The sequence below is a fragment of the Novosphingopyxis sp. YJ-S2-01 genome (genome assembly GCF_016093175.1).
GTDB lineage: Bacteria > Pseudomonadota > Alphaproteobacteria > Sphingomonadales > Sphingomonadaceae > Novosphingopyxis > Novosphingopyxis iocasae.
Genome location: NZ_JAEDAI010000001.1, coordinates 2461197 through 2487204 on the forward strand (window position 1 = coordinate 2461197; position 26008 = coordinate 2487204).

Annotated in this window: 23 protein-coding genes; 17 read left to right on the forward strand and 6 right to left on the reverse strand. The window is 56.2% G+C overall.

The window, feature by feature from the left end; genetic code table 11:
* Positions 1–60: 60 nt before the first annotated feature.
* The 7 genes from I6A82_RS12065 (at position 61) to I6A82_RS12095 (ending at position 9514) form a co-directional block, all read left to right on the forward strand.
* Positions 61–1392 carry a carboxylesterase/lipase family protein gene (locus I6A82_RS12065; RefSeq protein WP_332310987.1) on the forward strand — a complete coding sequence of 444 codons (1332 nt, stop codon included), beginning with the start codon at positions 61–63 and terminating at the stop codon, positions 1390–1392.
* A gap of 386 nt (positions 1393–1778) precedes the next feature.
* Entirely contained in the window at positions 1779–3062 is a 1284-nt protein-coding gene (locus tag I6A82_RS12070) for a nucleotide sugar dehydrogenase (protein ID WP_198095066.1), read from the forward strand.
* A 61-nt stretch (positions 3063–3123) separates the two neighbouring features.
* Positions 3124–3915 (forward strand): metallophosphoesterase family protein, encoded by a 792-nt coding sequence (locus I6A82_RS12075; protein WP_198095067.1) that lies wholly within the window; start codon positions 3124–3126, stop codon positions 3913–3915.
* Positions 3916–3970: 55 nt separating this feature from the next.
* Positions 3971–4672 carry a polysaccharide biosynthesis/export family protein gene (locus tag I6A82_RS12080; RefSeq protein WP_198095068.1) on the forward strand — a complete coding sequence of 234 codons (702 nt, stop codon included), beginning with the start codon at positions 3971–3973 and terminating at the stop codon, positions 4670–4672.
* Positions 4673–4768: 96 nt separating this feature from the next.
* Positions 4769–6937, forward strand: a complete 2169-nt coding sequence (locus I6A82_RS12085) for a GumC family protein (RefSeq protein WP_232343437.1) — start codon at positions 4769–4771, stop codon at positions 6935–6937.
* Positions 6927–8006, forward strand: a complete 1080-nt coding sequence (locus I6A82_RS12090; protein ID WP_198095070.1) for a tetratricopeptide repeat protein — start codon at positions 6927–6929, stop codon at positions 8004–8006. The genes I6A82_RS12085 and I6A82_RS12090 overlap by 11 nt, the downstream gene beginning before the upstream one ends.
* Positions 8007–8158: 152 nt before the next feature.
* Positions 8159–9514, forward strand: coding sequence for an O-antigen ligase family protein (locus tag I6A82_RS12095; RefSeq protein ID WP_198095071.1), 1356 nt, complete (start codon positions 8159–8161; stop codon positions 9512–9514).
* 14 nt (positions 9515–9528) lie between these two features.
* Here I6A82_RS12095 and I6A82_RS12100 read toward each other — a convergent pair whose 3' ends face one another.
* Positions 9529–10656 (reverse strand): glycosyltransferase family 4 protein, encoded by a 1128-nt coding sequence (locus tag I6A82_RS12100; protein WP_198095072.1) that lies wholly within the window; start codon positions 10654–10656, stop codon positions 9529–9531.
* The gene (gene asnB / locus I6A82_RS12105; RefSeq protein WP_198095073.1) at positions 10653–12626 is read right to left on the reverse strand and encodes an asparagine synthase (glutamine-hydrolyzing); all 1974 of its coding nucleotides are present in this window, start codon (positions 12624–12626) and stop codon (positions 10653–10655) included. Before asnB ends, I6A82_RS12100 begins: the two co-directional genes overlap by 4 nt.
* A 121-nt stretch (positions 12627–12747) precedes the next feature.
* Here asnB and pseB point away from each other — a divergent pair, with 121 nt between their 5' ends.
* From pseB to I6A82_RS12145, 8 genes are all read left to right on the forward strand, one after another.
* Positions 12748–13755, forward strand: coding sequence for a UDP-N-acetylglucosamine 4,6-dehydratase (inverting) (pseB, locus tag I6A82_RS12110; RefSeq protein ID WP_198095074.1), 1008 nt, complete (start codon positions 12748–12750; stop codon positions 13753–13755).
* A gap of 11 nt (positions 13756–13766) precedes the next feature.
* A complete protein-coding gene (locus tag I6A82_RS12115) occupies positions 13767–14630 on the forward strand; it encodes an SDR family oxidoreductase (protein WP_198095075.1) in 864 nt (287 codons plus the stop codon).
* Complete coding sequence (locus I6A82_RS12120) at positions 14627–15703, forward strand: N-acetylneuraminate synthase family protein (protein ID WP_198095076.1); 1077 nt, start codon at positions 14627–14629, stop codon at positions 15701–15703. Before I6A82_RS12115 ends, I6A82_RS12120 begins: the two co-directional genes overlap by 4 nt.
* Positions 15685–16362 (forward strand): glycosyltransferase family 2 protein, encoded by a 678-nt coding sequence (locus tag I6A82_RS12125; protein ID WP_198095077.1) that lies wholly within the window; start codon positions 15685–15687, stop codon positions 16360–16362. Before I6A82_RS12120 ends, I6A82_RS12125 begins: the two co-directional genes overlap by 19 nt.
* A gap of 20 nt (positions 16363–16382) precedes the next feature.
* Complete coding sequence (locus I6A82_RS12130) at positions 16383–17393, forward strand: class I SAM-dependent methyltransferase (protein WP_198095078.1); 1011 nt, start codon at positions 16383–16385, stop codon at positions 17391–17393.
* The gene (pseF, locus tag I6A82_RS12135; RefSeq protein ID WP_198095079.1) at positions 17390–18094 is read left to right on the forward strand and encodes a pseudaminic acid cytidylyltransferase; all 705 of its coding nucleotides are present in this window, start codon (positions 17390–17392) and stop codon (positions 18092–18094) included. Before I6A82_RS12130 ends, pseF begins: the two co-directional genes overlap by 4 nt.
* Before the next feature lie 26 nt (positions 18095–18120).
* A complete protein-coding gene (locus I6A82_RS12140; protein WP_198095080.1) occupies positions 18121–19461 on the forward strand; it encodes a DUF4910 domain-containing protein in 1341 nt (446 codons plus the stop codon).
* A gap of 80 nt (positions 19462–19541) precedes the next feature.
* On the forward strand, positions 19542–20894 hold the full coding sequence (locus I6A82_RS12145; RefSeq protein WP_198095081.1) for a right-handed parallel beta-helix repeat-containing protein: 1353 nt from the start codon (positions 19542–19544) through the stop codon (positions 20892–20894).
* A gap of 28 nt (positions 20895–20922) precedes the next feature.
* Here the strand turns inward: I6A82_RS12145 and I6A82_RS12150 are convergent, their stop codons facing one another.
* The 4 genes from I6A82_RS12150 to I6A82_RS12165 form a co-directional block, all read right to left on the reverse strand.
* Positions 20923–21717, reverse strand: a complete 795-nt coding sequence (locus tag I6A82_RS12150; protein ID WP_198095082.1) for an AAC(3) family N-acetyltransferase — start codon at positions 21715–21717, stop codon at positions 20923–20925.
* Positions 21718–22182: 465 nt separating this feature from the next.
* Positions 22183–22629: an acyl-CoA thioesterase gene (locus tag I6A82_RS12155; RefSeq protein ID WP_332310969.1), complete on the reverse strand. Its 447-nt coding sequence runs from the start codon at positions 22627–22629 to the stop codon at positions 22183–22185.
* Positions 22626–24155 (reverse strand): AMP-binding protein, encoded by a 1530-nt coding sequence (locus I6A82_RS12160; RefSeq protein ID WP_198095084.1) that lies wholly within the window; start codon positions 24153–24155, stop codon positions 22626–22628. The genes I6A82_RS12155 and I6A82_RS12160 overlap by 4 nt, the downstream gene beginning before the upstream one ends.
* A gap of 3 nt (positions 24156–24158) precedes the next feature.
* The gene (locus I6A82_RS12165) at positions 24159–24440 is read right to left on the reverse strand and encodes a hypothetical protein (RefSeq protein WP_198095085.1); all 282 of its coding nucleotides are present in this window, start codon (positions 24438–24440) and stop codon (positions 24159–24161) included.
* 158 nt (positions 24441–24598) lie between these two features.
* On the opposite strand from I6A82_RS12165, the gene hisH reads away from it, so the two are divergent.
* Both hisH and I6A82_RS12175 read left to right on the forward strand, forming a co-directional pair.
* Entirely contained in the window at positions 24599–25216 is a 618-nt protein-coding gene (gene hisH, locus I6A82_RS12170) for an imidazole glycerol phosphate synthase subunit HisH (protein WP_198095086.1), read from the forward strand.
* A 3-nt stretch (positions 25217–25219) separates the two neighbouring features.
* On the forward strand, positions 25220–25987 hold the full coding sequence (locus I6A82_RS12175; protein ID WP_198095087.1) for a HisA/HisF-related TIM barrel protein: 768 nt from the start codon (positions 25220–25222) through the stop codon (positions 25985–25987).
* The last annotated feature ends 21 nt before the right edge of the window (positions 25988–26008 follow it).

The window sequence follows — 26008 nt, forward strand, 5'->3', positions numbered from 1 at the left end:
GCGCTGATCGTCACGGCTTGCACGACCCCGGGCGAAGTGCAGCGTATCGGCAGTGATCTCGTGCGCACGACCTCCGGCCCGCTGAGAGGAAGCGTAGATAACGGCGTCAGGGCGTTTCGCGGTGTTCCCTACGCGCAGCCACCCGTCGGAGAGGGACGCTGGGCGGCTCCTCGCCCGATCAGCTGGGAAGGTGTTAGAGACGCTGTCGCCTTCGGCCCGGCCTGTCTTCAGCCGATCAATGCGGATGGCACGCCCAATTTCGGCGGCTATCATGGCCCCGTTTCGGAGGACTGCCTCACCCTCAACATCTGGGCACCGAAGACCGCGACGAAAGCGCCGATCATGCTCTGGCTGTTCGGCGGTGGCGGCGTGGTCGGCGCGGGCAGCCTGCCGACCTATGACGGCACGGCTTTCGCGCGCGACGGCGTGATTCTCGTCACGATCAACTATCGTCTCGGCGGGCTCGGCGGCTTTGCCCATCCCGCTCTGACGCGCGAGAAGAACGGCGGGCCGAACGCCAACTACGCTTTGTTGGATGCGATCGCTGCGCTCCGCTGGGTCAAAGAAAACGCTGAGGCTTTCGGCGGCGATCCAGACAATATCACCCTTTTCGGGGAAAGCGCCGGCGCCACGATGACTGCCAATCTGGTCACCTCACCCATGGCGAAAGGGCTGTTTGGCAAGGCAATTATCGAATCCACCGGATCTCTTCCCACCCCCGCCACTCCGCTGGCGAAGGCAGAAGCGATCGGCGCGAAGGTGGCAAGCGATCTCGGGCTTCCCGGGGCAGATGCCAGCGCCGCGCAGCTTCGAGCACTCGATGCGAGGCGTTTTCTGGAACATAAGATCGGCGGCTTCGGCTTCCGCACGATCTCTGACGGCGTTGTGCAGCCCGGCTCCATCATGGACGCCTTCGAGAAGCGTGCAGAAAATGATGTCATGTTGATGCTTGGCACCAATTCGGACGAAGGGCGCCTCGCCGGCACCCAGCGCGTTGCGGCACTTGCAGAGGGGCACCGGCCTGTCTTCCACTATTTTTTCGATTACGTCCCCTCGGCGCTGCAGTCCGAGCACCCGAACGGTGCCCCGCATGCAGGTGAGTTGCCCTTCGTTTTCGACACGCTGGACAGCTACGCGCCAATTGAGGATGCAAGCCCGACCGAGGAAGACCGGGCCGTAGCGCGGCTTGTTCATTCTTGCTGGGTTGCCTTCGCCGAAGCTGCACCGGATGCCAAGGAAATTGACTGCGGAAAGATGTTCCGATGGCCAGCCCGCAGCCAGGCCAACAATTACGCCGCAGCATTGCTGAAGCCAAAACCCACAGTCGTTCCGGCCGCTACATTGCAATCTCCCCCGAATGGAGCGGAGCCGGGAAAGACGAGCAGACCCTGAGGAGGTTTCATGCTCTGAGCCTTCTTGCTCTCACGCACCCCCTGCTCGGTTTCCACCGCAATTTCGCCAATGCATTACGCCCAGTACTGCTCGCGGAAGCGAGCTAGGCGGTTCGTTTTCGGCTGGTTGTTTCTAGGGATATTCGTAGGCAATAAGGCTTATCGCCAACGGGTGGCCCGGTGGACTTCGCCAGCTTAGTTTGATTTTTTGGGAAAAATGAAGCCGCGCGATGCTGCTGGCGGCCTGCTTGAATTGACCATTCGGAACGTAACGATCTGCGTTACCACAAGACGCTGTTACCAGCTTGCAGACTACTGCCTTGTATCGCGCTCTCCGATCGCTAAACGGCGACGTTGCCGAAGAAAGACGGAATGAAGGGTTTTAAGATGGCGCATCAGAAACGCGTAGTGGTGGTCGGCTTGGGTTATGTCGGGCTCCCGCTGGCGGTCACATTGGCCCGATCGTGCCAGACTTGGGGCCTCGATATCGACACCGGACGCATTGCTGAACTGGAACAGGGGCACGATCGTACCGGTGAGATCGACCGCGACCGCCTTGCCGCGACGGAAATAAGTTTTACGGCCGACCCCGAAGCCTGCCCTTCGGCCGACATATATATCGTCACCGTGCCGACGCCCGTGGACCAGGACAATCGGCCCGATCTGTCGATCCTAATGGCGGCGACGCGAACCGTCGGCCAGATGCTGAGGACACGCGAACGCGACAGCAGCCCTGCCATTGTCGTATATGAAAGTACGGTCTACCCTGGTGTGACCGAGGATCTATGCGGTCCTGCGCTCGAACAGGCGAGCGGGCTAATCTGCGGAAAGGACTTTTTCCTCGGCTACTCGCCGGAACGCATTAATCCTGGCGACAAAGTGCATACCGTGGACAAGATCGCCAAGGTCGTGTCCGGGCAGACACCCGAAGTGCTCGAAGAGATTGCCGATCTCTACAGCAACGTTACCAGCGGTGAAATCTTCCGCGCCGCCTCAATAAAGGCGGCCGAGGCGGCGAAGGTGATCGAGAACGCCCAGCGCGACATCAACATTGCGTTCATCAACGAAATTACGCAAATTTTTGACCGCATGGACCTTTCGGTTTGGGACGTTCTGGCGGCAGCCGGCACGAAATGGAATTTCTTGAAGTTCGAGCCCGGCCTCGTGGGGGGCCACTGCATAGGTGTTGATCCCTTTTATCTCGCCCACCGTGCGAGTGAACTAGGCTTAGATCCACGGATCATCCTCGCCGGACGTGGCATGAACGACGGAATGGCCGAGTGGACCGCCAAAACGGTTCACGAATGGGCAGGCGGCACGCCGGGTCGGACTTTGGTTCTCGGGCTGGCATTCAAGCCTGACGTGCCCGATCTACGAAATTCCAAGGTCGCCGATTTGGTCACGGCGCTCCGCGCTTTGGGTCACCAGACCGATGTGCATGATCCGCTTGTGTCGGCCGAGGAAGCCCGGCATGAGTATGCGATCGATCTCGTTTCCGATCCGTCCGATTCAACTTACGACCTTATCGTACTGGCCGTACCGCACAGGGAATTCATCGAAGGTATTGGTGGGATCGTGCAAACACTGCGCGAGAATGGCCGAATCGCGGATTTGAAGAACGCTTTGGCCAAAACTGATTTGCCTGCCGGCGTTGAGCGCTGGACGATGTAGCCGGGTCAGTTTCACACGACGTCATGCGCTGCTTCCTCGTAGCGCATATTTTGAGGTATCTGTGGTTCGCAATCTGTTTCGCCGAGTGAAGGACAATTTTAGCTCTGGCCGCTCTAGTTCGGGTCCGGCGGGTAAACGTTTGTACGCCGTGGGGGACATCCATGGCCGCAGCGATCTGCTGGACGATCTTCTTGCGCGGATCGAATCCGACATACTGGCCCGCCCTATCGCTTCGGTAACACTAGTTTTTCTAGGAGATCTGATCGATCGGGGTCCGGATTCCGCTGGGGTGATCGAGCGGCTTCTTCACCTTCAGGACTATCCTGCGCGTTGTGTTTTCCTGCTCGGCAACCATGAAGAGGTACTGCTGCGTGTTCTCGATGGCGAAGACGGCGTCGCTTATGATTGGCTGGGGTTCGGCGGAGACGCTTTCGTCGAGAGTTACGGACTGTCGCCGGCCGCATTGAAGGCTATGGAAAGCGCGCAGATCGCGCGAGCGCTCGAGGACGTTATTCCGCAGCAGCATGTCGAGTTTCTGCGTAGTTTCGGTGACACCGTTCGCTTCGGCGATTATCTTCTTGTTCATGCCGGTATTCGGCCGGGCGTCGCGATCGAGGATCAACAACCTCAAGACCTTCGCTGGATCCGCCAACCCTTTCTTTCCGATGGGCACGATCACGGTTGCGTCGTCGTTCACGGTCATACTGTCACCGAAGCGGTGGATCGACGTACCAATCGTATCGGAATCGATACGGGCGCCTATCGTACGGGCGTGTTGACCGCGATCGTACTCGAAGAAGAAACAGTTCGTTTCTTAGCGACGCAACGGCAGGCGGCGCTTGCTGATCAGTAGAGATAGTTGTAACGCGCGCGCTCGGTTGCGTGCAGAGATTTCAGGACATTCCATTATGAAGAGCGAAACAGTAGCACGCGTGTTAGCCATTGCTTTCGCGCTTCTCTTATCTGCCTGTACATCCGGAAGAGGCGGCAACATCCCTTACAATGTGCAGAACTTCGGGCCACCCGATGCGCCCCAGGTGGTATCGAGTGATGCCGTCTACAAGCTGGCTCCGCTCGATACCGTCAGCGTGCTGGTATTCGATGTTCCGCAGCTTAGCGGAGACTATGTCGTCGATCAGAGCGGAGTGCTGACCATGCCTTTAATCGGCAAGGTTCAGGCGGTAGGTTTGAGCACCAACGAATTGTCGGCGAAGGTGGAAAGCGGATTGCAGGAAAAGTATCTTCGCGATCCCGACGTTACGATCGCCTTGAAGGAGTCCCTCAGCCGGGTGGTGACAGTCGATGGGTCGGTCGTGAAGCCAGGTATCTATCCGATCCGAGGGAATTCGCTCACGCTTATTCAGGCAATTGCGGCCGCTAATGGCACGAACGAACTTGCCAACCCTCATCGCGTCGCGGTGTATCGGGTGATTGATGGCAGGCAGGTAGCCGCTGCTTTCGATCTCGAAAGCATTCGAGACGGTGAGGAAAAAAACCCGCAGATTTATGCTGGCGACACCATCATCGTAGACGGCTCGGGTCTGAAGCAGGCGCAACGCGATATCCTGCAGTCGCTTCCGCTCGCCTCCACCCTTCTGTTTGCATTTTAAGTCCGGAGCATAGTTTCGATGTCGAGCGTGAGGGCCGGCGGCCCCAGTGAGTTGAATGTTGGCACGACCGACAGGCGCGAACTCGCCTCGTCCACGATGGACGAAGGCTATGGAGCCTATGGTGCAGGGTCCGGAACTGGGCAGGAACTTTCGCTGTCGCTGCTGTGGCGCGTCGCCGTTGAGTGGCGATGGTTGATCCTGGCAGCTATCGGCGTTGGAATTGCTGCAGCAGTTCTCCTCACGTTGCTAACGCCGCTGAAATATCGCTCGGTTGCTTCGCTTGAGCTCAACCCACCGCAGGTTGAAGTCCTGAGCGACGAAGATAACGTCAGCGGGCGGCAGGCTTCCGCTGGTAGCGACACGAACTTTATCGGTACGCAGTTGGGCCTGCTCGAAAGCGATGCATTGGCTGAACGCGTCGCGCAGGATTTGAATCTCGCCAGTAATGAGGAAATCGTTGGAGAAGGTGGAGATCGTAGCGTCAATACCGAGATAGCTGCAAGTTACGTGGCTTCCGGGCTTGAAGCTGAGCTCGAGCCTCAGAGTATGATCGTGCGTCTGTCGTTCGTTGCTCGCGACCCCGAACTGGCAGCGCGGATCGCCAATGCGGCAGCTGAAGCCTATATCGCCATGAATTTAGAGCGGCGTTACCAGTCGACGTCTTATGCTCGTGATTTCCTTGAAAAACAGATTGCGACAACGCGGCGCGATCTCGAACGTTCGGAACGCCAGCTTACAAATTACGCTCAGGAACAGCAGCTCATCACGACGCAAGGCGGCGCCGAGGGTAGCGCGGGCGGCGACACGAATTCGTTGACCGGCAATTCGCTGGTGGCACTCAATTCGGCTCTGGCCGAAACACAAGCTAGGCGCATCGCGGCAGAGCAGCGTTATCGTCAGGCGGTATCCGGTGGAACGACAAGTGAGACCACGGCGAGTACTGCGGGGCTGCGCGGCCAAATCGCAAGTCTGCAGGCTGAATACCAACAAAAACTACAGACGTTCAAACCCGATTATCCCGAGATGGTCGCGTTACAAGCGCAAATCGATGCGCTGAGGAGCGCTGCTACGCAGGAAACCCAAGGCGCTCGAACGGATCGCTTGAACGCTTTGAGGCAGGATTATCAGGCGGCGCAGGCCGAGGAAAATCGCCTTAAGCAGCAGGTCGCTAGCCTCAGCGGGCAAGTGCTCGATCAGCGCGGAAAGCGTATCCAATACAATATTTTGCAGCGGGACGTCGACACCAACCGCGAGCTCTACAATGCGCTACTTCAGCGGTACAAGCAGATCGGCGTGGCGGGCGGCATTGGCGCTGCCATCGCGTCCGTGATCGATCCAGCGCAGCCGGCAAACAGTGCTTTTTCGCCTAATCTCTACCTGAATCTGTTGATCGGGACGGTTCTCGGATTGATCGTGGGAATGCTTTCGGCGCTAGCGCTCGAATTCGTCAACGACACGATCAAGTCACCCGACGACGTTCGCAACAAACTGAAATTACCCTTCCTAGGCGGGATTCCGACTACGCAGGCGGAGCGCCCCGTAGACGAATTGCGCGACAGCGGGTCGGCGATGTCGGAGGCCTATCTTTCGCTGGCAACCGCGATGCAGTTTGCGACAGAAGGAGGTGTACCGAAAACCCTACTTGTCACGAGTACGCGCCCGGCCGAGGGCAAGTCGACCTCTGCATGGGCGATGGCACAAAGCTTCGCACGACTGGGCAAGAGCGTCTTGATGATCGACGCCGACATGCGCCGCCCTGCCTTCGTTACGGGGAAGGAAGACGTCGGCCTCTCTTACATTCTTACCAACACAGAATCGCTTACGGAGCATGTGTTAAAAACCGACGTAGCGAACTTGTGGATGATGCCTGCTGGCGCTATCCCGCCAAGTCCTCCGGAGCTACTTGCCTCCGCACGTTTCGCATCCCTGCTCAACGATGCATCGTCGACTTTCGATATTGTGATCGTCGATGGTCCCCCTGTACTTGGTCTCGCCGACAGCCCGATGCTATCCAGCGTAGTTCAGGCGACACTTATGATCGTCGAAGCCGGGCGCACGCGAACGCGCGCCGCCGTCGAGGCTCAAAACCGGCTCAAGACCGCTGGTGCCCATATGATTGGTGCCGTTCTTGTCCGCTACCAAGCGCAGTCGGCTTATGGCTACGGCTATGGCTATGGTTACGGCGACAAGCAGGAACAGTACCGATACGTGCCGGACGAGAACAAAAAACGCCGCATTCGTTTAACGGTGGAAAATGAAGATTGACGCACTAAAGAGTCCTCGCGGAGCGGTTACTGCCTTTTTGCTCTTCCTTGCTGGCCTGGCACTTGCCTGGTGTTGTTTTCAAACCTCAGTTTCGCGAGTGCTTCCAGCAACATCGCCACTCTCCCTAGCCCTTGATCCCGAGAATCCGCGGATCACGCTAGGACTCGCTATTGCAAAGGTTGCGCAGGTCAAGCCCGGCTCAAAAGCCACGCTTGATGAAGCCGATCTGGAAGCGGTTCGCCGTGTCGCCGCGACTGAACCATTGAACGAGCAACCCTACCTGATTCTTGGCCGTCAGAACGCTATTGACGGCGATTCTGAGCGCGCCACCTCGCTGTTGGAGGCTGGCCAGCGGCTCGATCCACGCAATCGTTTGATCGACGCTTTTTTGCTCGAACGATATTTGCTTGATCAGCAATATGAAAAGGCCGCCGAGCAATTCAGCCTCCTGTCCCGCCTCGTCGGAAGGGCCAACACGCCGATTACCAAGGCGCTGGTAGCCATGGCGACTGATCCTCGAACTCTTCCTGCGGTACGGCGAACATTGCAGACCGATCCGGCGCTCGAGCAGCGTGTTCTTTTGGCGCTTGCCAACGGAGACGCGGAAGCAGCGCGCATCTTCGACTTGGCCAGTCCAACCGCGATCAAGAACGCGGGCGCAGAAGGCAGTTGGGGTCCCGCCTTGATAGGACGGCTCGTCTCCAACGGGCGGTATCGCGACGCACGAGCGATCTGGAGGCGGATATACCAGATTGCCGAGGCGCAGGCGGCCGCTCCCATCTACAATTCCGATTTCGAACGGACCGTGGGCTCCCCGCCGTTCAACTGGACCTTAACTGCGAACAGTCTCGGTGCAGCGGACCCTGGCAAGCAAGGTCTTTCCGTGGAATATTACGGTCGAGAATCCGGCAGCTTGGCCTCCCAGACGCTCGTGCTCAAACCAGGCCGCTATCGCCTGACTTTTGCATCAGAGGGGGGCAAGTCGAATACCGCATCAGGTCTGTTTTGGCGGATTTCTTGCGCGACGGGAAAAAACGCTTCGCTTATTAATCTACCCGTGGGCGACTAGCCCGCCGGAAAACAGCGCAGCGGTGCCTTCACCGTGCCGGAAGACTGTGCAGCACAGAATTTCCAGCTATATGGCGAGGCTGGAGAATTCCCGGAAGAAATCAACACCACCGTTCGCGACGTTGCCATTCGGTCGCTGGGATTGAAGGAATAATGATCCGTCACCTCGTTGTTCCCACGTATTTGCTCGCCTGTCTTCTGCTTGGCGGTGCCAGCGCCGCTGGCTATACCGTCAATCTGTTGCTTCAGCTTGCGGCGATTCCGATTATCGGTTGGGCGTTGTGGACCTTGGCGCAAACGGGCATTCCCACCGCGATAAGAGCGCCGCTTGCTCTATGGGCGCTGCTGGTTCTGATTGCGCTGGTGCAGCTCATCCCGCTTCCGCCTTCAATCTGGACCTTACTGCCAGGTCGCGGCTCCGTGGTAGAGGGGTATCGGTTGCTTGAGATGCCGCTACCCTGGCTCCCACTTTCGCTCGCTCCCGGCAACAGCCTGGCGAGCCTTCTCTGGTTGCTACCGGCGTTCGCGATCTTCTTGGCTACTGTCGTATTGGGCGCATTCCGCGGTCGTGGGGTCGCTATTGTGGTCGTCGCCGTTACGCTCGTTTCCGTTGCACTTGGTGCCCTCCAGGTCGTCAGCGGCGGCAGCGCCTATATTTACGAGATTACCAATTACGGAGCCGCGGTCGGTTTCTTCGCAAATAGCAACCATAACGCAACACTGCTTCTCGTCTCCATTCCCTTTCTTGCTGCGCTACAAAAGGCACTTCTTAAGCGCCATCGCTCACCCCGAAACGTATCCGCTATTAGGCTAATGATCAGCGGTGCCTATGCCGTAATTTTGGTAGGCCTGTTGATTAACGCGTCGCTGGCCGGTATCGGCCTCGGCGTGCCCATTACCTTGGTTACCTGGTTGGTTTTTGGGAAGCAGCGTCCGATTTTCCGTCGGCTAGCGCTCGGAATTACCGCAATCGGAACCGTCGCGGCCATCCTGACAATCGTCATCGGCCCCTTTGGGAACAATCTTTTCGGTAAACAGGGCGATCAGGCTAATTTCTCGCGGCAAACATCCTTTTCCCGGACACTGGACGCGGCTGGAGATTATTTGCCGGTCGGCTCGGGCGTAGGAACATTCCAGAGTATTTACCGCACTCAGGAACCTCTGAGCACGGTTACGCCGTTTTACATGAACCACGCGCATAGCGACTGGATAGAGCTTCTTCTCGAAACCGGTTTGCCCGGTATCGCTCTGGCCGTCCTTTTCCTGATATGGTGGAGCGTACGAGCGCGCGCGGTCTGGGGCGCCGATGAACGTGAGCCTTTCGCTCAGGCAGCCATCATAGCCGGAACGGCGATCATGCTGCATAGCATGGTCGATTATCCTTTGCGTACGGCGGCCCTTTCGGCGGTTTTCGCATTGTGCGTTGGCTTGGTATCGGGCGTGCGACCCTATGTCCGACCGCGACCGGCCTCGGCCACCAAGTCTGGTGCGCGACACATTTCGATCTGATAAAACGGATACGGCTAACCGTCAGCGAGTAAGGCTCGGTCAATCGCTTCCAGATAGCGGTCCTCGATTATGCGGACGTCGAACTCGCGTTCAGTAATCAATCGGCTTGCACGACCCATCGCCTTGCGTTCCTCGGCTGACCGTTCGATCATAACAGTGATAGCGTCAGCCAAGGACATGGCATCGCGCGCCTTGCACAATACCGCATTCTCCCCTTCTCGCGCGATTTCCGTGCAGCCTGGTACATCAGTCGCTACAAGCGGACGGCCCATAGCCGCAGCTTCGAGTAACGAACGCGGCATGCCCTCGCGATAGGAAGGAAGTACCACCGCCGTAGCTTCGGCAAGATGCGGGCGCACATCATTCGTTTCGCCTAGATACCGCAAGATTCCTTCCTGCTCCCACGCGTCAACCATATCTCGACCGATGGCAGTGCGGTTTGGCGCGTCCAAGAAACCGAGCAGACGAAACTCCGCATGAGGAGTGCGTCCTCGAACGATCCGCGCTGCATCAGCAAATTCGATGACGCCTTTGTCTCGCAACAAGCGCGCGACCATCAGGAAGGTCGGTGGCGATATGTCCCTGCCCGCCCCTTCTCCCGGACAAAATTGAGTCAGGTCGATTCCAGAGCCGGGCAGTAATGCGGCGCGCCCCTCCCCTACGAGACGCTGATCGACGAACAAAGCGCGATCATGATGATTTTGAAAGAATACCGTCGATGCCCGTGCCAGTGCCAGGCGGTAAAGCGCGCGCACGACATGCGTCACCGGTCCCTGCTTGATGAACGCGGTTCCCAGCCCGGAGATATTGTTAATGACCGGAATGCCGAGCGACCGCGCCGCCAAGGAACCGTACACATTCGGTTTAATCGTCCAGCCGAGAAAGGCATCTGGTCGCAGCTTTTTCAAAATTTGCCGATACCGAAAGGCCAGGCCAGCATCGTGTAATGGCGAAAGACTTTTGCTATCGATGTCTAGCGGAACATGGCGCACCCCCATCGCCTCGAGTGCAGGACCATGCCCATCATTCGGCGACAGGGCAAACACCTCGAATCCCTCAGCTTGAAATCGTTCGATCAGATTGCTGCGAAAATTGACGAGGTTCCAGCTTGTGTTGATCGAAAGCGCGAGCCTGCCTTTCATGCCGGGCCATTCTCGCGCAACCAAGCCTGGAACATCAGCACGGCCCAAAGAGCCGGTGTATCCTCGGCGGTTCCATCCAGATGGCGCTTCCACCTTGTGCGGATAGGAGCTGGATCGAGATAGCCTTCCTGCCGCATGCGGGAAGGATCAAGCAGATCTTCGGCCCAATCGCGTAAGGGGCCGCGCAGCCACGGACCTAGCGGGAGGGCGAAGCCCGCCTTGGGACGTTCGAACAGTTCGCGCGGAGCATGGCGGTACAGTACCTGACGCAGCACATGCTTGGTGCTGGCACCGGCAATTTTGTGCTCCAGCGGAACGCGTGCGGCGATGGCGGCCAGATTGTGATCGAGAAAGGGAACGCGCGTTTCGAGACTGCAAGCCATCGCGGCGCGATCAACCTTCGCGAGAATGTCATCCGGAAGATAGCTAACAGCATCGGCATACATCATCCGCACTGCATCCGGCGCCCCCGCGCCGAGGTCCATGTCGAGCGCTGGCCGTTGGTGGCTGTCCACACCCAACACGGGTGTATTGACCAGATGCCATTCATCCAAAAGCGAAGCGAACACGTCATCGAGTCCCTGCGCGCGGGCTGCGGTACGCAGAGCCTTCTTAACTTTACTGCCGAAAAATGGCGGACGCCGACGACGTGCCGCGATCGATCCCAGGATGGTCCACGCCGTGTCGGGAAGCCGCCCGCCCGCCCCTGCCAGCGAACGCCGTACGGGTGCCGGCAACCGAGACAAACTGCCCCACAGGCGAGGTGCATGCAGGTAGCGATTGTAACCGCCGAAAAGTTCATCTCCACCGTCGCCGGAAAGCGCCACGGTAACGTGCCGGCGCGCGAAAGCGCTCACCAAATGCGTAGGAACCGCCGAACTGTCGGCGAAGGGCTCGCCATACATTTGTGGCAGGCGAGGAATCTCGGCAAGTGCGTCGGTCGCACTTACGTACATCTCGTGGTGATCCGTACCGAAATGGTCCGCCACTTCGCGGGCGTAGACCGCTTCGTCGAAGCCAGCTTCTTCGAAACCGATCGAAAAGGTCTTTATCTGCCCAGAGGTAACGGCGTGATAGAGAGCCACCACCGTGGACGAATCGAAGCCACCCGACAGAAAAGCACCGACCGGTACATCGGCCACCGCTTGACTCGATACCGCCTCACGCAAACCTGCTTCTACCGCATCGGTCGCCTCTTCCAGACTACTAATCGGATCACCGAGACCGGCTTGCACGACGCTTCGGTAAGACCAATAGGTTTTCAGATTCGCCCCGTCACGTTGCCCTTCTTGCAACGGTTGCGTGCGTGGCTTCGCCACCGCATCTCGCGTTACCGTCAGAATGGTAGCCGGCGGTAGCTTGTAGATGTTCTGATAGATGGAAAGCGGGGCTGGAATATAGGTGCGCGAAAGCAAGGTTGACAGCGCGGCCCTATTGACTGGATTGTCGAACCCCGACAGCGTTCGAATAGAACCCAGTTCGGAGGCAAATGCAAAAACGCCCCCGGCCCACCCGTAATATAGCGGTTTTTCTCCGAAACGATCGCGAGCTAGGGATAGGGTTCCTTCTCGCTTGTCCCACAGCGCCAAGGCGAACATTCCGGTCGTGCGCCCAAGGGTCGCCTTGAGGCCCCAGCTATCGATCGCCGCAAGAAGCGTTTCCGTATCGGAGTGGCCTCGCCATTCCTGGGAAGCGCCCTCGGACTCCAGCGCTTTGCGAATATCGCGGTGATTATAAATTTCGCCGTTGAAGACGAGCATATAACGGTCAGATGCGGAAGCCATGGGCTGGTGACCCGATGGCGAGAGATCGATGATCGACAAGCGACGGTGTGACAAACCAATTCCACACTCGCTGTCGGTCCATACGCCGCTATCGTCCGGTCCGCGATGCTGCAGGGCGTCTGCCATGGTGCGCACGCTATCAGTAGAAACTGATGTCTGGCTGAGTAAGCCGCTGATACCGCACATATCTGTTTAACCCCAGTGTTTCGCATCTGTAAGAAGTTCAGAGCGCTTCGCGAGCTCCGCCGAGTGCGCTTGACAGTTTAGCGTGTGCCCTTAGAGCGCTTCGCGGCAATAAGGAACCTCCATGCTTTCTGGCAAATCCATTCTCGTTACCGGCGGTACCGGTTCGTTCGGTCAGGCGTTCATCAAACGCGTTCTCGCGGATCATCCCGAAGTCAACCGGATCGTGATTTTCTCGCGTGACGAGTTGAAGCAGTTCGAAATGCAGCAGCATTTATCGCCAACTGAATATCCGCAGCTGCGCTATTTCATCGGAGATGTCCGCGATCAGGATCGTCTCCGTCGCGCGCTCGAAGGCATCGATATCGTAATACACGCAGCCGCGTTGAAACAGGTGCCGGCGGCCGAGTACAATCCTTTCGAATGCATCAAGACCAATGTTCTTGGCGCACAGAATCTGATCGAAGCCTGTCTCGACACCGAAGTAAAACGCATCGTGGCGCTGTCGACCGACAAAGCTGCTGCTCCGATCAACCTGTATGGCGCAACGAAGTTGTGTTCAGACAAGTTGTTTACTTCCATTAACAATATCAGTGGTTCACGCGACCTGCGCGCATCGGTCGTGCGTTACGGCAACGTGATGGGCAGCCGTGGATCGGTGATCCCCTTCTTTCTCGCACGCCGTGAGACCGGTGAACTCCCGATTACCGACTCCACTATGACGCGGTTCAACATCACGCTCGCCGAAGGCGTGAACATGGTGCTCTGGGCGCTCGAAAACATGCGCGGCGGTGAATTATTCGTCCCCAAAATCCCGAGCTATAGAATCGAGGACGTGGCCGAAGCGATTGCACCGGGCTGCGACAAACCGGTAGTGGGCATTCGTCCCGGCGAGAAAATCCACGAGGAAATGATCACCGAGAGCGACAGTCTCAATACCGTCGATATCGGAGAATATTACGCATTGCTCCCCAGCGGGAACGAGCGGCTGCGCAAAACCTATCTGGACGAGGGCGCGACCGAAGTTCCCAAGGGATTCCGCTATGACAGCGGATCGAACGAAGACTTCCTGACGGTTGAGGAGCTACGCAGCCTAATCGAAGCACAACTCGGCACCGGCCCGCTCGCGTGAGGGAAGGCTCGGTGACGCTGCTCGTTCTCGGCGCCACCGGCCTTCTGGGCCAGGCCTTTCTCGCAGAGGCGAGTAAGCAGGGCATCACGGCACGGGGAGCAGCGCGTCGCCAAGCCGACATCGCGCTGGATATCACGGATCCCGATGCTCTTGCTGCTACGCTGGAAGCCGAGCGACCGGACATCATCGTCAATTGCGCCGCGCTCGTCGATGTCGCCGCGTGCGAGGCTGATATCGGCCTTGCTTACCGGATCAATGCCGAGCCGCTCATCACATTGGCCCAATGGTCGCGCAAGACCGGCGCGAAGCTGGTACATGTCTCCACCGATCATTATTTTGCAGGCAACGGCCCGATTCCGCATAACGAAGACGCGCCGATTACCGTCTTCAACCAATATGCCGCCACCAAATTGGCGGGCGAGCGTTTCGCGGCATTAAATGCAGAAGCATTGACGCTTCGCACAAGCATCGTCGGAATGCGCGGATGGGAAAAACCGTCCTTCGCCGAATGGGCGATCCAAGCCGTTCTTCAAGACCAGGAAATGACGCTGTTCGCCGATGCCTACACCTCCAGCATCGACACTGGCTCTTTTGCGCGCGCCGCTTTAACCTTGGCGCGTCGCGGAACATCCGGGGTGCTTAATCTTGCCGCTCGCGAAATCTACTCGAAAGAAGCTTTCATTCGTGCGATCGCTGACGAATTGGGCGTTGAGCTGACCAAGTCCAGCTCCGGTTCAGTTGCAGCGCTTGATCCACCCCGTCCGAAGAGCCTCGGGCTGGACGTCTCCCGTGCTGCCGCGCTATTGGATCATCCCTTACCGGATCTACCACAGGTGGTTCGCACCCTCGTGGATGCCTATCGGAGCAGAAAATGACATACAGTAAGGCCATTAAGATCGGGGATCGCGAGATTTCCGACAGCAGCCCGACTTACTTTATCGCAGACATCGCCGCCAATCACGACGGTGACCTCGGCAGAGCCAAAGACCTCATTTGGAAATCCAAGGAAGCTGGCGCCGATTGCGCTAAGTTTCAGCATTTTCAGGCCAACAAGATCGTCAGCGACGTGGGATTCTCGAACGGTGTCGGTCAGGTTTCGCACCAAGCCGCATGGGAAAAACCAGTCGATCAAATTTATGATCAGTACCATACCCGGCGTGACTGGACGCAGGAGCTGGTCAATACCTGCCGCGAAGCCGACATCGAATTCATGACCACGCCCTATGATGCGGAAGCAGTGGAAATGTTTTCCGGCATCGTGAACGCTTACAAAGTTGGATCGGGTGACATCACCTTTCATTCGCTGATCAAAAAAATTGCGCAGCAAGGAAAGCCTGTGCTGTTGGCAACAGGCGCGGCCGACATGGCCGATACCGAAAGCGCGGTAGAGGCCGCGCTGGCGCATAATCCGGATATCTGCCTGATGCAGTGCAACACCAATTATACCGGTAGCCTCGAAAATTTCGGCTTCGTCAATCTCAACGTCCTGAAGACCTTTGCCGAACGCTGGCCGGGGATGCCGCTCGGCCTCTCCGATCACACGCCGGGCCACTCGGCGGTGCTGGGGGCCGTGACGCTGGGCGCGCGCGTGGTGGAAAAACATTTCACCGACGACAACGCACGTATTGGTCCGGATCACGCTTTCGCGCTGAACCCGGTTACCTGGCGCGCCATGGTGGACGCCACGCGCGAACTGGAACTGGCGATGGGCGACGGTGTGAAGCGTGTCGAAGGCAATGAGATGCAGACGATCGTAATCCAGCGTCGTGCCTTGCGCGCCGCGGCTGATCTTCCCGCCGGCACTACGCTGACGAACGACAATGTCGAGGCGCTGCGGCCCTGTCCGGAAGGGGCGATCTCGCCTGCCCATGCCGACGATGTGCTGGGTAAGGTCCTGACGCGCGATCTGGCGCGCGGCGCGGAGGTGGTTTGGGACGCGCTTCGCTAGTCGTCGTCATCCCCGCATTCCGCGAGGAACGCACGATCGGCCCGGTCGTGCGCTCCGCTCGCGAGCATGCTGATGTAATCGTGGTCGACGATTGCTCGCCGGACGCAACTGGCGATCGGGCGCGTGAGGCTGGGGCAATTGTCGTGCGCAACGTCGCTAATCTTGGCTACGACGGCACCCTCTCTGCTGGCTTCGACGCCGCAGCTGAAGCGGGTTACACTCACATCGTAACGATGGATGCAGATGGCGAGCACGATCCGGCGCTGGTGGCGAAGTATCGCGAAGCTCTCATTGGGCGCCACATGCCGCTTGTGTTGGGCGTTCGGCCGCACAAACAACGCGTTGCGGAAACAATCATGGGCTTGGTTATTCGCGCCCGGTTCGGCGCGAATGATATTCTGTGCGGCATGAAGGGCTACGACATGCGACTGTGGGAACTTAACGGCGGTTTCGACCACCATGAAGGTATCGGAACAGAACTGGCGATTAACGCGTTGAAGGCTGGTGTATCATTCGAAGAAATTCCCGTCGCAGGTACGCCCCGCGCTGACGCACCCCGCTTTGATCGACGCTTGCGAGCTAATATGCGAATAATAAGAGCATTGTTTGGCGCAGTCACCCGTCCAAATCAATTTGATGTCGGAGAGGCTCGCTTCTGAAGTCGGAAGAAGGCAAGATAATGTATTCTTTCGAACGGCGCGACTCATGCCCATCCTGTGCTTCCGAATTGCAGGACGTACTGGCACGCACGAAATTTAAAAGCGACCAGCTTTGGCCGGTTGTCGCCTTGCAATGCAACGCACCTGAAGGCTCGTTGGGAGAGCAGGACTACGAAGCGGTGCAATGCCCGGTTTGCAGCACGATTTATCAGAGTTGGGTCGGCAATGAGGAATTGCTTGCAGACCTCTACGGAGAATGGATCAGCGATGAGTTGACCGACCGGGAGAAAGTTCGATTTGCCTGGTTGACCGATAACCCCAAGCTTAGTCGCGACGCCCATGATCTAATGACTGCCGCCGCTATTTTAAAAACCCCCCTGAGCGAATTGAAGACCCTCGATTACGGCATGGGTCTTGGACTCTGGGCTGAGATTTCCGGTAAACTGGGATGCGCCTCTTATGGATTTGACTATTCTAAAAGTCGCACGGAACTGGCCGCCATGAAGGGCATCCGCACAACCACTCTCGCGGAAATCGATGGCGCAAACTTTGATTTCATAAACCTTGAACAGGTCATGGAACATGTAACTGATACGGACACCACAATGACACTGATTCAATCGGGCCTGCGCCCCGGCGGGCTGTTGCGCATCTCCGTCCCTGGCCAGAACGCGCTCCGGTCCGCGCTAAAGAAGCTAGGTTCAGGTACTTCCCCTTCGGCCTCTGAGATAGATCCGCTCAGCCCACTGCAACATGTGAACGCTTTCACCAGTAAGGGCCTCCGGGAACTGGGGCGTCGATTCGGCGTGATACCGATCTCCCAATTCTACGCGCAAAGATTCGCATTTCTTTTGAAAGGCGGTATTTCGGTCCGCTATCCGATCGATGGAGCGAAGGAACTACTGCGGCCTCTCCTGCCGTTAGAGAACCGACGCAATCTTACGGTCTGGTTTCGCAAACCTTTTAGGGCGCGCAAAAACCCGCGCTCCAGATGTAACACTCTTTCCCCGCACGAAGAGCGAACTCTATGATCGCGATCATTCCAGCCCGCGGGGGCAGCAAGCGGATCCCGCGCAAGAACCTCAAAGATTTTTGCGGCCGACCGATCATCGCTTATAGCATCGAAGCAGCATTAAGTTCGGGCTTATTCGAGCACGTAATGGTTTCGACCGACGACGCGGAAATCGCCGAGGTTGCGCGCGAGCACGGAGCGGATGTTCCATTCTTACGCTCGGCCAAAGCCGCTGACGATTATGCATCGACGGCTGATGTGCTCGTTGAAGTGATCGCCGAATACCGGGCTAGAGGAGTGACTCCCGACATTGCGGCTTGCATCTATCCTACTGCCCCCTTCGTGACTCCAGAAAAACTTACTGTAGCGGCGGAACGCCTGAGTATGTCAGAGGCTGATTGCGTCATGCCGATAGCTCGGTTCAGCTTTCCGATCTGGCGTTCCTTCAGACGCGAATCGGACCAAGTGTTTTATAATTGGCCAGAACACGCGCCAAAACGGTCACAAGATTTGCCCCCGGCCTTTCACGACGCTGGCCAATTCTATGTTTTCCGGGTCCCCGTGCTTGAACGGACTGGACAATTCATCACGGATAAAACCATTGGTATCGAAATGCCCGATTTGGAGGTACAAGATATCGACACTAATGAAGACTGGGCAATGGCTGAATTAAAGTTCGGTATTTTGCAACAGTCGGCTGGTCCCAATCTTGACAACTAGTATAGCTGAAAAATCGATCGCAAATTATGACCGCTAGCAGCGATAGCAACACTTTTTCCCCCGATACGGCCGGTGTAAATATGATGGCGTGGGCGGAGGATCTCTTTCCCATCTGTCGTAGCTTGACCGGCGCTGGGGTTCGGCAAACACTTGACTATTTAGAAGAACGCCTACCTGGACTGAAACGACACAGCATTGCTAGTGGAGAACCGGTATTCGATTGGCAAGTTCCTCCTGAATGGAACATAACCAAAGCTTACATTGAAGATGAGGCCGGCAATCGAGTTGTCGATTTCGCCGACAACAACCTTCATGTTGTAGGTTATTCCGAACCGATTGATCGCAGAATGAGTTTGGCGGAACTCCAAGACCATCTCCATTCCCTTCCAGAACGACCTGACTGGATACCCTATGTGACGAGCTACTACGCACGACGTTGGGGCTTCTGCCTCACTGACCGCAAGCGTAGCGCTTTAACCGAGCAAACGTACCATGTGGTGATCGATTCTTCGCTATCGGAGCACGGTCAGTTAGATTACGCTGATTATTTAATAAAAGGCCGCTGCTCTAAAGAGATTCTTTTCTCCACCTATATCTGTCATCCATCAATGGCGAACAACGAGCTTTCCGGGCCAATTCTGGCGTTGGCACTTGCTCAATGGTTATCGAGTAAAGATGATTTGCGCTATAGTTATCGGTTCGTTTTTTCCCCCGAAACCATTGGCGCGATCGTCTATCTCTCGCGAAATTTGAATACACTTCAAAGCAATGTTTTGGCCGGCTATATTTTGACCTGCGTCGGGGACGAGCGGAAGTACTCCTTTATGCCATCACGCTATGGCAACACTCTTGCCGATCGCGCGGCCAAACACTGTCTGCATCATTATGTCGGTAATTATGAGGCTTACAGCTTTTTGGAGCGGGGCAGCGACGAGCGTCAATATTGCGCTCCTGGCATCGATTTGCCCGTAGCATCTGTTATGCGCAGCAAATATTGGGATTATCCCGAATATCATACCTCTGCAGACAATTTGAGCCTGATTACTGCGAAGGGCTTGCAAGGCTCCTTCGATGTTTATGGCAAAATAATAGACCTTTTGGAGAACAATTACTTTTATACAGTTCAGGTTTTAGGAGAGCCGCAACTAGGAAAACGAGGATTATATCCCAACACTAGCAAACGAGGCTCTGCGAATGCGGTACGGAACCTGACAAACGTGATCGCTTATGCTGATGGATCGAACGATTTGATAGCGCTCGCCGACAGGGTGCAGCTATCTGCGAACGACGTAATGGCCCACCTTAGCCCATTGCTCGCAGAAGGTCTCGTGAGCGCCGTAGACGGTGAAACGAACATCAGAGGGTGATCACCCTGAGAACGATACGCAGGCGGACAGCGTTAAAAGGAACTGTCGGGGCTTTGCTTGGCCTAGCGAGCAGCCGGGCGTTGAAAGCGGAAGAACCGCTCAGCCCGGAGATGTTCGGTGCTCGCGGCGATGGGAGGTCGAACGATACCCTGGCGTTCACCTTATTGGCTGAAGCGATTGATCAACGTGGTGGCGGCCACATCGTTCTGAATACTGGTTCGGTCTATGTCGTCGGACTTCAGACGCGCGCCCACGCGGGCGCTCCGGGTTACGCGTATCAACCTGCCCGCCTCCTCGAATTTAGCGATTTAAGATATGGACTGGTGGTGGAAGGTAACGGTGCAACAATCCGCGCCGCAGCAGGCCTACGCTACGGCAGCTTCGATCGCGTCACTGGCAAACCGCATGTACATGTAATGCCGTTCCTCGATATCTCGACTATCGCAGAGCCTTATGGAGCTATGATCGCTGTTGCACGGAGCAATGGACCAATAGTAATTCGCAACGTTACCCTCGACGGTAACGCGGGAGCCATGCAGATTGGGAGTGGATATGGTGACACCGGAATACAGATCAGTGGGTCTGGAATCTTTCTTCGAGACAATCGCAACGATGAAATAATCGAAAACGTACACACTCACGATCATCCACAAGATGGCATGATGATCGATGGCCTCGATGACGAGGATTTGGCATCGACAGTTGTGAGGCGCGCCCGGAACGTTCGGTGCGAGAACAATGGACGTCAAGGATGCAGTCTCGTCGGTGGCCGAAGCTGGCGCTTTGAAAAATGTGCATTTAATCGAACCGGTCGCGCAGCGCTTTCGAGCGCGCCTTCTGCCGGTTTCGATATTGAAGCGGAAGGCGGTAAGATCAATCGGGGCCATCGTTTCGTAGACTGCGAGTTCATCGACAATGCTGCGAATGGAATGGTAGCAGACAGCGGCGACAGTGCAGACTGTCACTTCCTTCAGTGCCATTTCGTCGGCACCACAAGCTGGTCGCTCTGGTCCGCCAAACCCTATTTTCGCTTCCAACGCTGTCTGATCGTGGGCACCGCGGTCCGACCGTTCGGCGATGTCGACCCTGAACGTGCAACCCAATTCGTTGAATGCTTGTTTACCGACAATCCCGCTCTATCACCAAACGGCAAGGTCTATCGTGAAGACCGGTCGGATGGCCCGCTGTTTGACCTGTCCGACGAACAAAACATCCTGTTCGATCGGTGCAAGATGCTGTGCGTGGCAGGCGCCGTTCTTCCTTGGTCGACGAGAGCGATTTATCGTGACTGTACCATGAGGCAGGGGTTCGCTAGTACCGGATATCCGCGCGGTACGTACGAGGGAAGATCAACGATTGTGGGAAAGGTTGCACTCTACGGCAGCAATTTTCCAGGGTCGGTGATTGTCAACGGTCAAGTATACGAGCCCTGAGCAAGCGGCGCGCACAGCCTAACAAGGCTTATTCGTACTCCATAAAGTTTTCGCCAATGAAAACCGATGGATTACTATAGAATGCTTTCGTCAGGAATTTGACGGCGGAAGAAACGGAATAGCAAGACAGGTTGGTATGCTCCTTGTTGGAACCTACTTCTTTAACATCTAAACCTTCGTGCAACTCCTCACTCGACAAACCATATACGAAATCGAAATCGCAACCATCCACATCGCGCCTTCTCAAGAAAGCCGTATAGTCCGTGCCCAGATACTGCTGACCGCAATATACCTTGGTAGGAAAAGCTTTGTTATAGCGATAGGTAGCACCACACGACTGCTCGATATAGTGCACAATCGTGTTTCCAATCGCGACAGGTCGACCAACATGGAGGAATGAGGACGTCTCTCCCACCAAGCGCTCAAACACACTGTCAGCGCCGAAAGCACTTTTTCCGATGTCGTCAACGATATCGGCTTTGGGCCCCAAGGCTGCAACAGAAAACAAGGGATGCGTAGAGCGCCTGACCGAGGGAAATTCAATAACGTCTTTATTCAGTGCCCCAAGTCGCGATTGCGTAGCATTCACATCGAAGATGCCATGTGATGTGTATGTGAACGTGGGAACCAATACGGTTTGCCCCCGATCTACCATTGGATCAATAAGGGACTGAAAAAAGTTCTGACGAGAAGTAAAGTTTGCTATCTCCCGTCCAAATGTTCGCAAGTCCGTATATAGAAAAACGAACTCGCATTCGTGAACACCGACATCGTGGTAGCCGCGCTCTATGAACTGCTTGAAGGTTGAGTTATCGGTAGTCATCAAGGAATGCCTACCTTTCCACACTTTTAGCGTTCTCGACGCACCAAGAAAGAAGCTCGGTTGGCGTCATTATATCGTCCGGCATCTTTAATCCGCCCAATTCTAACGCGTGCACTATCCATTCTACGCAGTTCATATCAGCGGCATCACGCGAGCGACTGTTGCGTAGAGTTCGTACAAAGTCAGGAGCGTCCGGGGTTAGATGCCAGCCTCGATTCGCTCGTTCCTGTGCAAGAATAGGCGCGCAAAGCAAACCGGGTCGAGCCAAGAATGCCAGCGCGGCCTCCCGTTCTTCTAAATGGATTGCAAAGAAAACTCGCTTCCCTTTTGGCATGCGCTCAGAAGACCAAGGGACAATCCGCGCCCCCAGTAAAGACAGATCGGCGAGGCCATGATCGGGTATTGACAGCCCGACATGGTTTGCCTTTCCATCGACGACAAATATTACAATTTCACAGTTCGATATCATGCGTCGCCTTCGATCGATAGGGCAAACGGATCACGAATTCCAGGCACTACCAATTTTAACAGACGCCGTACCTGTTCGCAGTCTATGGTAGTGCGGGAGCGCTTCGCCATTGAGAATGGCGCGCTGTAAATGTCGCAAGTAGCGCATACCTTGTTCTCGCGGAGCAACCGGTGTACGAACACGATTGATTTTTCGGTGACGGATGCAAGACCCGACCAGACTTGCCAATGCTCACCTTCGAACAGTTCGCGGCGATGGGCCATTTGTACACGGCCCGCAACAACTGTGAGATCGTTTCCGGCCTCTATTATTTCGCTGCGCGAGAGTAGCGCATCACAAGCCTCGTCAAACAGACCAAGATAGCGGGCCATATTCATATGTCGATTGCGGTCAATCCACTCCGGCAGAACACGGCCTTCGCATGCGAGAGCAAACCCCTTCACTGCCCCGCACCATATTTGGCAGCCAATTCACGACGATCGATTTTGCCATTTGAAGATCGTGGCATCGCGCGTAATAGGAACAGGCGCTTCGGCACCATGTAAGATGGCAGCAATTCGCGTAGACGGCGTTTCAGCGTGGATATTTCCGGCGAAGCTCCTTCGCGTGGTTCGAGTGCAAGGCGGATTTCCTTTACGCCAGGTTCAATCTCATGAACAAATGCGGCTCCTAGAAGAATGTCGGGGAGTTGGGCGGCCGCGCTCTCGACCTCCCCCAACTCCACGCGATAGCCAGCAATCTTCACCATTGAATCGATTCGACCGAGCATGAAAAGCTCGCCTTCCTCGTTGAGCACCCCAATATCTCGAGTATGGAATGCAGGTTCGCCCTGCCACTCAAAATACGCCTCGCTCGTGCGCTTTTCGTCAGCGAGGTAGCCTTGCGTCACGCACCGACCGATCATGCAAATTTCACCAGGCTCGTTGGGCCGAGCAATCTCATTGTCCTCATTCAGAAGTACAAACGGCATTTGCGAATGAGCGCGACCAACCGGCGGATATCGACCTTTCTGCAAATCTGGCAGATCCCTCTGATCAACCCGATGCATGGTGTTGACTATGGAGGTTTCGGTCGGCCCCCATACATTCCATATTGCCATCTCTCTGCAGGCGCTAAACCAAGCGAGAACATGCGCTGGGGGAAAGAAATCCCCGCCTGATATGATCCGGCGGACGGACGCCAGCCGAACGTCACCTAGCATTCCGGCCCTCAGGAACTGCGAAAAAAACACTGGCGCGGAAAAGATCGAGGTAATTCGATGCTGAGATATCTCAGCCAATGAAGTATGAACGTCCGATGTTTTTGAAAAAATTGCTAAGGGCACACCGAAATAGATCATGGTGAACAGATCGAACATTGATATATCGAAGAAAAACGGCGCCACGTTACCCATGACATCTTCTTCATTCCAATCGATGACGTCAACGCTCCACGTCATCGTGTTATCAATATTATCACGACTGACCATTACCCCCTTCGGAGTACCGGTCGATCCTGACGTAAACAGAATATACAGCAGGTGGCCGGGCTTTGATTCACTCGAGCCTTCGAACTTGCCTTTCGCGTCATTAGGAAGGGCGATTGGATGGTTTACGAACCGCAATGCCTGCTCAACATGAGTGGGATCGGTGACGATCAGAAGATCGGCATAATCCAACTTTTCCATGCACGCACGAAGCCTATCCGCCGGTTGATCGGGCGAGAGTGGTGAAAAAGCTTTGCCTGCGAGCAACACACCGAGAATAGCTGCAACGGTTTCGCCGGTGCGATCGACGAAGATGGGGACTGCAACTACGGAATCTATGCTCTCGGATCGCTTCTCCAGCTCAGCTCGATAGGCTGCCGCACGATCCAGAATTTCCTGCCAAGTCCATGATCGGTTTTGATCCATCACCGCGACGGTATCGGGCGAGGTCTCTTCTCGTAGTTTTAGACGCGAAAAGAGTGACATGGGCTTCAGATTGGGCATAACTCAGCTATTGTCGGGACCGATGGGAGCCGATCCGGCCGCAGTTGAATTTAAAAGATCGAGGAGTGTTTGATAGCGCCGAAAGGCTTCGAACGTCGCTGGGTCGCCCAAATCCACCTTCTGACCTAGTCGGTTTTCGAGAAAAACAGACATCGTTACGAGATCCAACGAATCCAAAATGCCGGCATCGATTAGGTCAACCTGCCGAATTTCGTCCATGGCTCCCTCACCCTCGCGCTCCACGAAAAAGTCATCGAGTGCCATTTCGGCTTCACTTTTCGGCATGCTTGTGTCTCTCAATCAGATCAGGATGATGGCCTCGCGCTCGCACATAGCGATACGGCGCCTAAGTGCAACATCTCGCAGCGTCGATCGCGAAAGTACGCTGGGTGTCATTCAATGCCACTGGAGAACTGTTTCAAGGCAAGCTAGGGCTCCCCGCCATGAACGTCACCGTCGTCGATTATGCAAACAGCAACGCACATTCGATTCTGCGCGCACTGAACGCGATCGGGATCGAACCGCAATTTTCACCCAATGCGCATACTATCGCGAACAGCGATTTTTTGATCCTGCCGGGTGTTGGCCATACTGGCAGCGCCTTGGCCGAACTGCGTCGGCGCGACCTCGTGTCGCCGCTCGAGGATGCGGTGTTGGGACGAAAAATTCCGGTGATGGGAATCTGCCTCGGCATGCAGATCATGGTCGATTACGTTGAAGAGGGCGATTGTGAAGGGCTGGGCTGGGTCACTGGCCGCGCCCGAGTCCTCGAGGTGGCGGACCGTTACCGTTATAAGGTACCGCATATCGGGTGGAATTCGGTGGTACCCGACCCGGCGTCTCGCTTGCTTCCTTCCGACGGGACCGATCCAGCCTATTATTTCTGCCATAAATACACCGTAGACGGGCTGGAAGAAACGGATAGCATCAGCCATTTTTCCTATGAAAGCGAGCGAGTGGCAGTGTTCGAGAAGGGTAATATTTTCGGCGTGCAGTTCCATCCGGAGAAAAGTCAAGACGCGGGCCGGGCCTTGTTTCGCCGCTTTTTCGAAAGGGTTTGAGCCATGTTCCGCCCTCGCGTCATCCCTGTTATTCTGGTCGACGAGCGCGGCCACGCGGTCAAGACCGTGCGTTTCAAAAAGCCGCTTGATCTCGGCGACAGCGTAAACACCGTCAGCTTATTCAATGCGTTTGAGGTGGACGAACTGGTCGTACTGGATATTTCTGCCTCGCGTTTGCAACGCCGCTTTACCGATAGGCTGATGGCCGATCTCGCTTCTGAGGCGCAAATGCCGTTGGCGGTCGGCGGCGGGATTCGTACGATCGAAGATGTTCATGCGCTGTTGGAAGCTGGCGCAGAGAAGGTCATCATCAGCACCGCGGCGTTGGCCCGTCCACAGTTCGTGCGCGACGCGGCCGAACAGTTCGGCTCGTCCTCGATCACCGTGTGCCTCGATCTGAAGCGCGACTGGCGCGGTCGCCCTCGTACTTCGCTCTCATTGCGCGGGAGCAAGTCGGAAGGGCCGGCCCACGTGGCTCGGTTGATGGAAGAAATGGGTGCAGGCGAACTGATTGTGCAGAGCGTCGATCAGGACGGCCGGATGAGTGGATACGATCTGGAACTTATCGGCGAGGTTGCGGATGCCGTAGGAATACCCGTAGTCGCACTGGGCGGCGCCGGCACATTCGAGCATATTCGTGAAGCCAATCAAAAAACCCAAGCCAGCGCATTTGCATCCGGCAGCCTATTCTGCTTTCAGGATACCAACCGGGGGGTGCTAGTCAGCTATCCCGGATCCGACGATCTTGCTACGCTCGCTACGCGATCCTGAACCAACGAATTTTTCGAGAAC

Coding starts and splice junctions, on each gene's coding strand:
- I6A82_RS12175 (WP_198095087.1), top strand. CDS start 25,220: ATGTTCCGCCCTCGCGTCATCCCTGTTATTCTGGTCGACGAGCGCGGC.
- I6A82_RS12165 (WP_198095085.1), bottom strand. CDS start 24,440: ATGCCGAAAAGTGAAGCCGAAATGGCACTCGATGACTTTTTCGTGGAG.
- I6A82_RS12160 (WP_198095084.1), bottom strand. CDS start 24,155: ATGCCCAATCTGAAGCCCATGTCACTCTTTTCGCGTCTAAAACTACGA.
- I6A82_RS12085 (WP_232343437.1), top strand. CDS start 4,769: ATGGACGAAGGCTATGGAGCCTATGGTGCAGGGTCCGGAACTGGGCAG.
- asnB (WP_198095073.1), bottom strand. CDS start 12,626: ATGTGCGGTATCAGCGGCTTACTCAGCCAGACATCAGTTTCTACTGAT.
- I6A82_RS12120 (WP_198095076.1), top strand. CDS start 14,627: ATGACATACAGTAAGGCCATTAAGATCGGGGATCGCGAGATTTCCGAC.
- I6A82_RS12095 (WP_198095071.1), top strand. CDS start 8,159: ATGATCCGTCACCTCGTTGTTCCCACGTATTTGCTCGCCTGTCTTCTG.
- I6A82_RS12100 (WP_198095072.1), bottom strand. CDS start 10,656: ATGAAAGGCAGGCTCGCGCTTTCGATCAACACAAGCTGGAACCTCGTC.
- I6A82_RS12080 (WP_198095068.1), top strand. CDS start 3,971: ATGAAGAGCGAAACAGTAGCACGCGTGTTAGCCATTGCTTTCGCGCTT.
- I6A82_RS12130 (WP_198095078.1), top strand. CDS start 16,383: ATGTATTCTTTCGAACGGCGCGACTCATGCCCATCCTGTGCTTCCGAA.
- I6A82_RS12150 (WP_198095082.1), bottom strand. CDS start 21,717: ATGACTACCGATAACTCAACCTTCAAGCAGTTCATAGAGCGCGGCTAC.
- hisH (WP_198095086.1), top strand. CDS start 24,599: ATGAACGTCACCGTCGTCGATTATGCAAACAGCAACGCACATTCGATT.
- I6A82_RS12090 (WP_198095070.1), top strand. CDS start 6,927: ATGAAGATTGACGCACTAAAGAGTCCTCGCGGAGCGGTTACTGCCTTT.
- I6A82_RS12140 (WP_198095080.1), top strand. CDS start 18,121: ATGACCGCTAGCAGCGATAGCAACACTTTTTCCCCCGATACGGCCGGT.
- I6A82_RS12070 (WP_198095066.1), top strand. CDS start 1,779: ATGGCGCATCAGAAACGCGTAGTGGTGGTCGGCTTGGGTTATGTCGGG.
- pseB (WP_198095074.1), top strand. CDS start 12,748: ATGCTTTCTGGCAAATCCATTCTCGTTACCGGCGGTACCGGTTCGTTC.
- pseF (WP_198095079.1), top strand. CDS start 17,390: ATGATCGCGATCATTCCAGCCCGCGGGGGCAGCAAGCGGATCCCGCGC.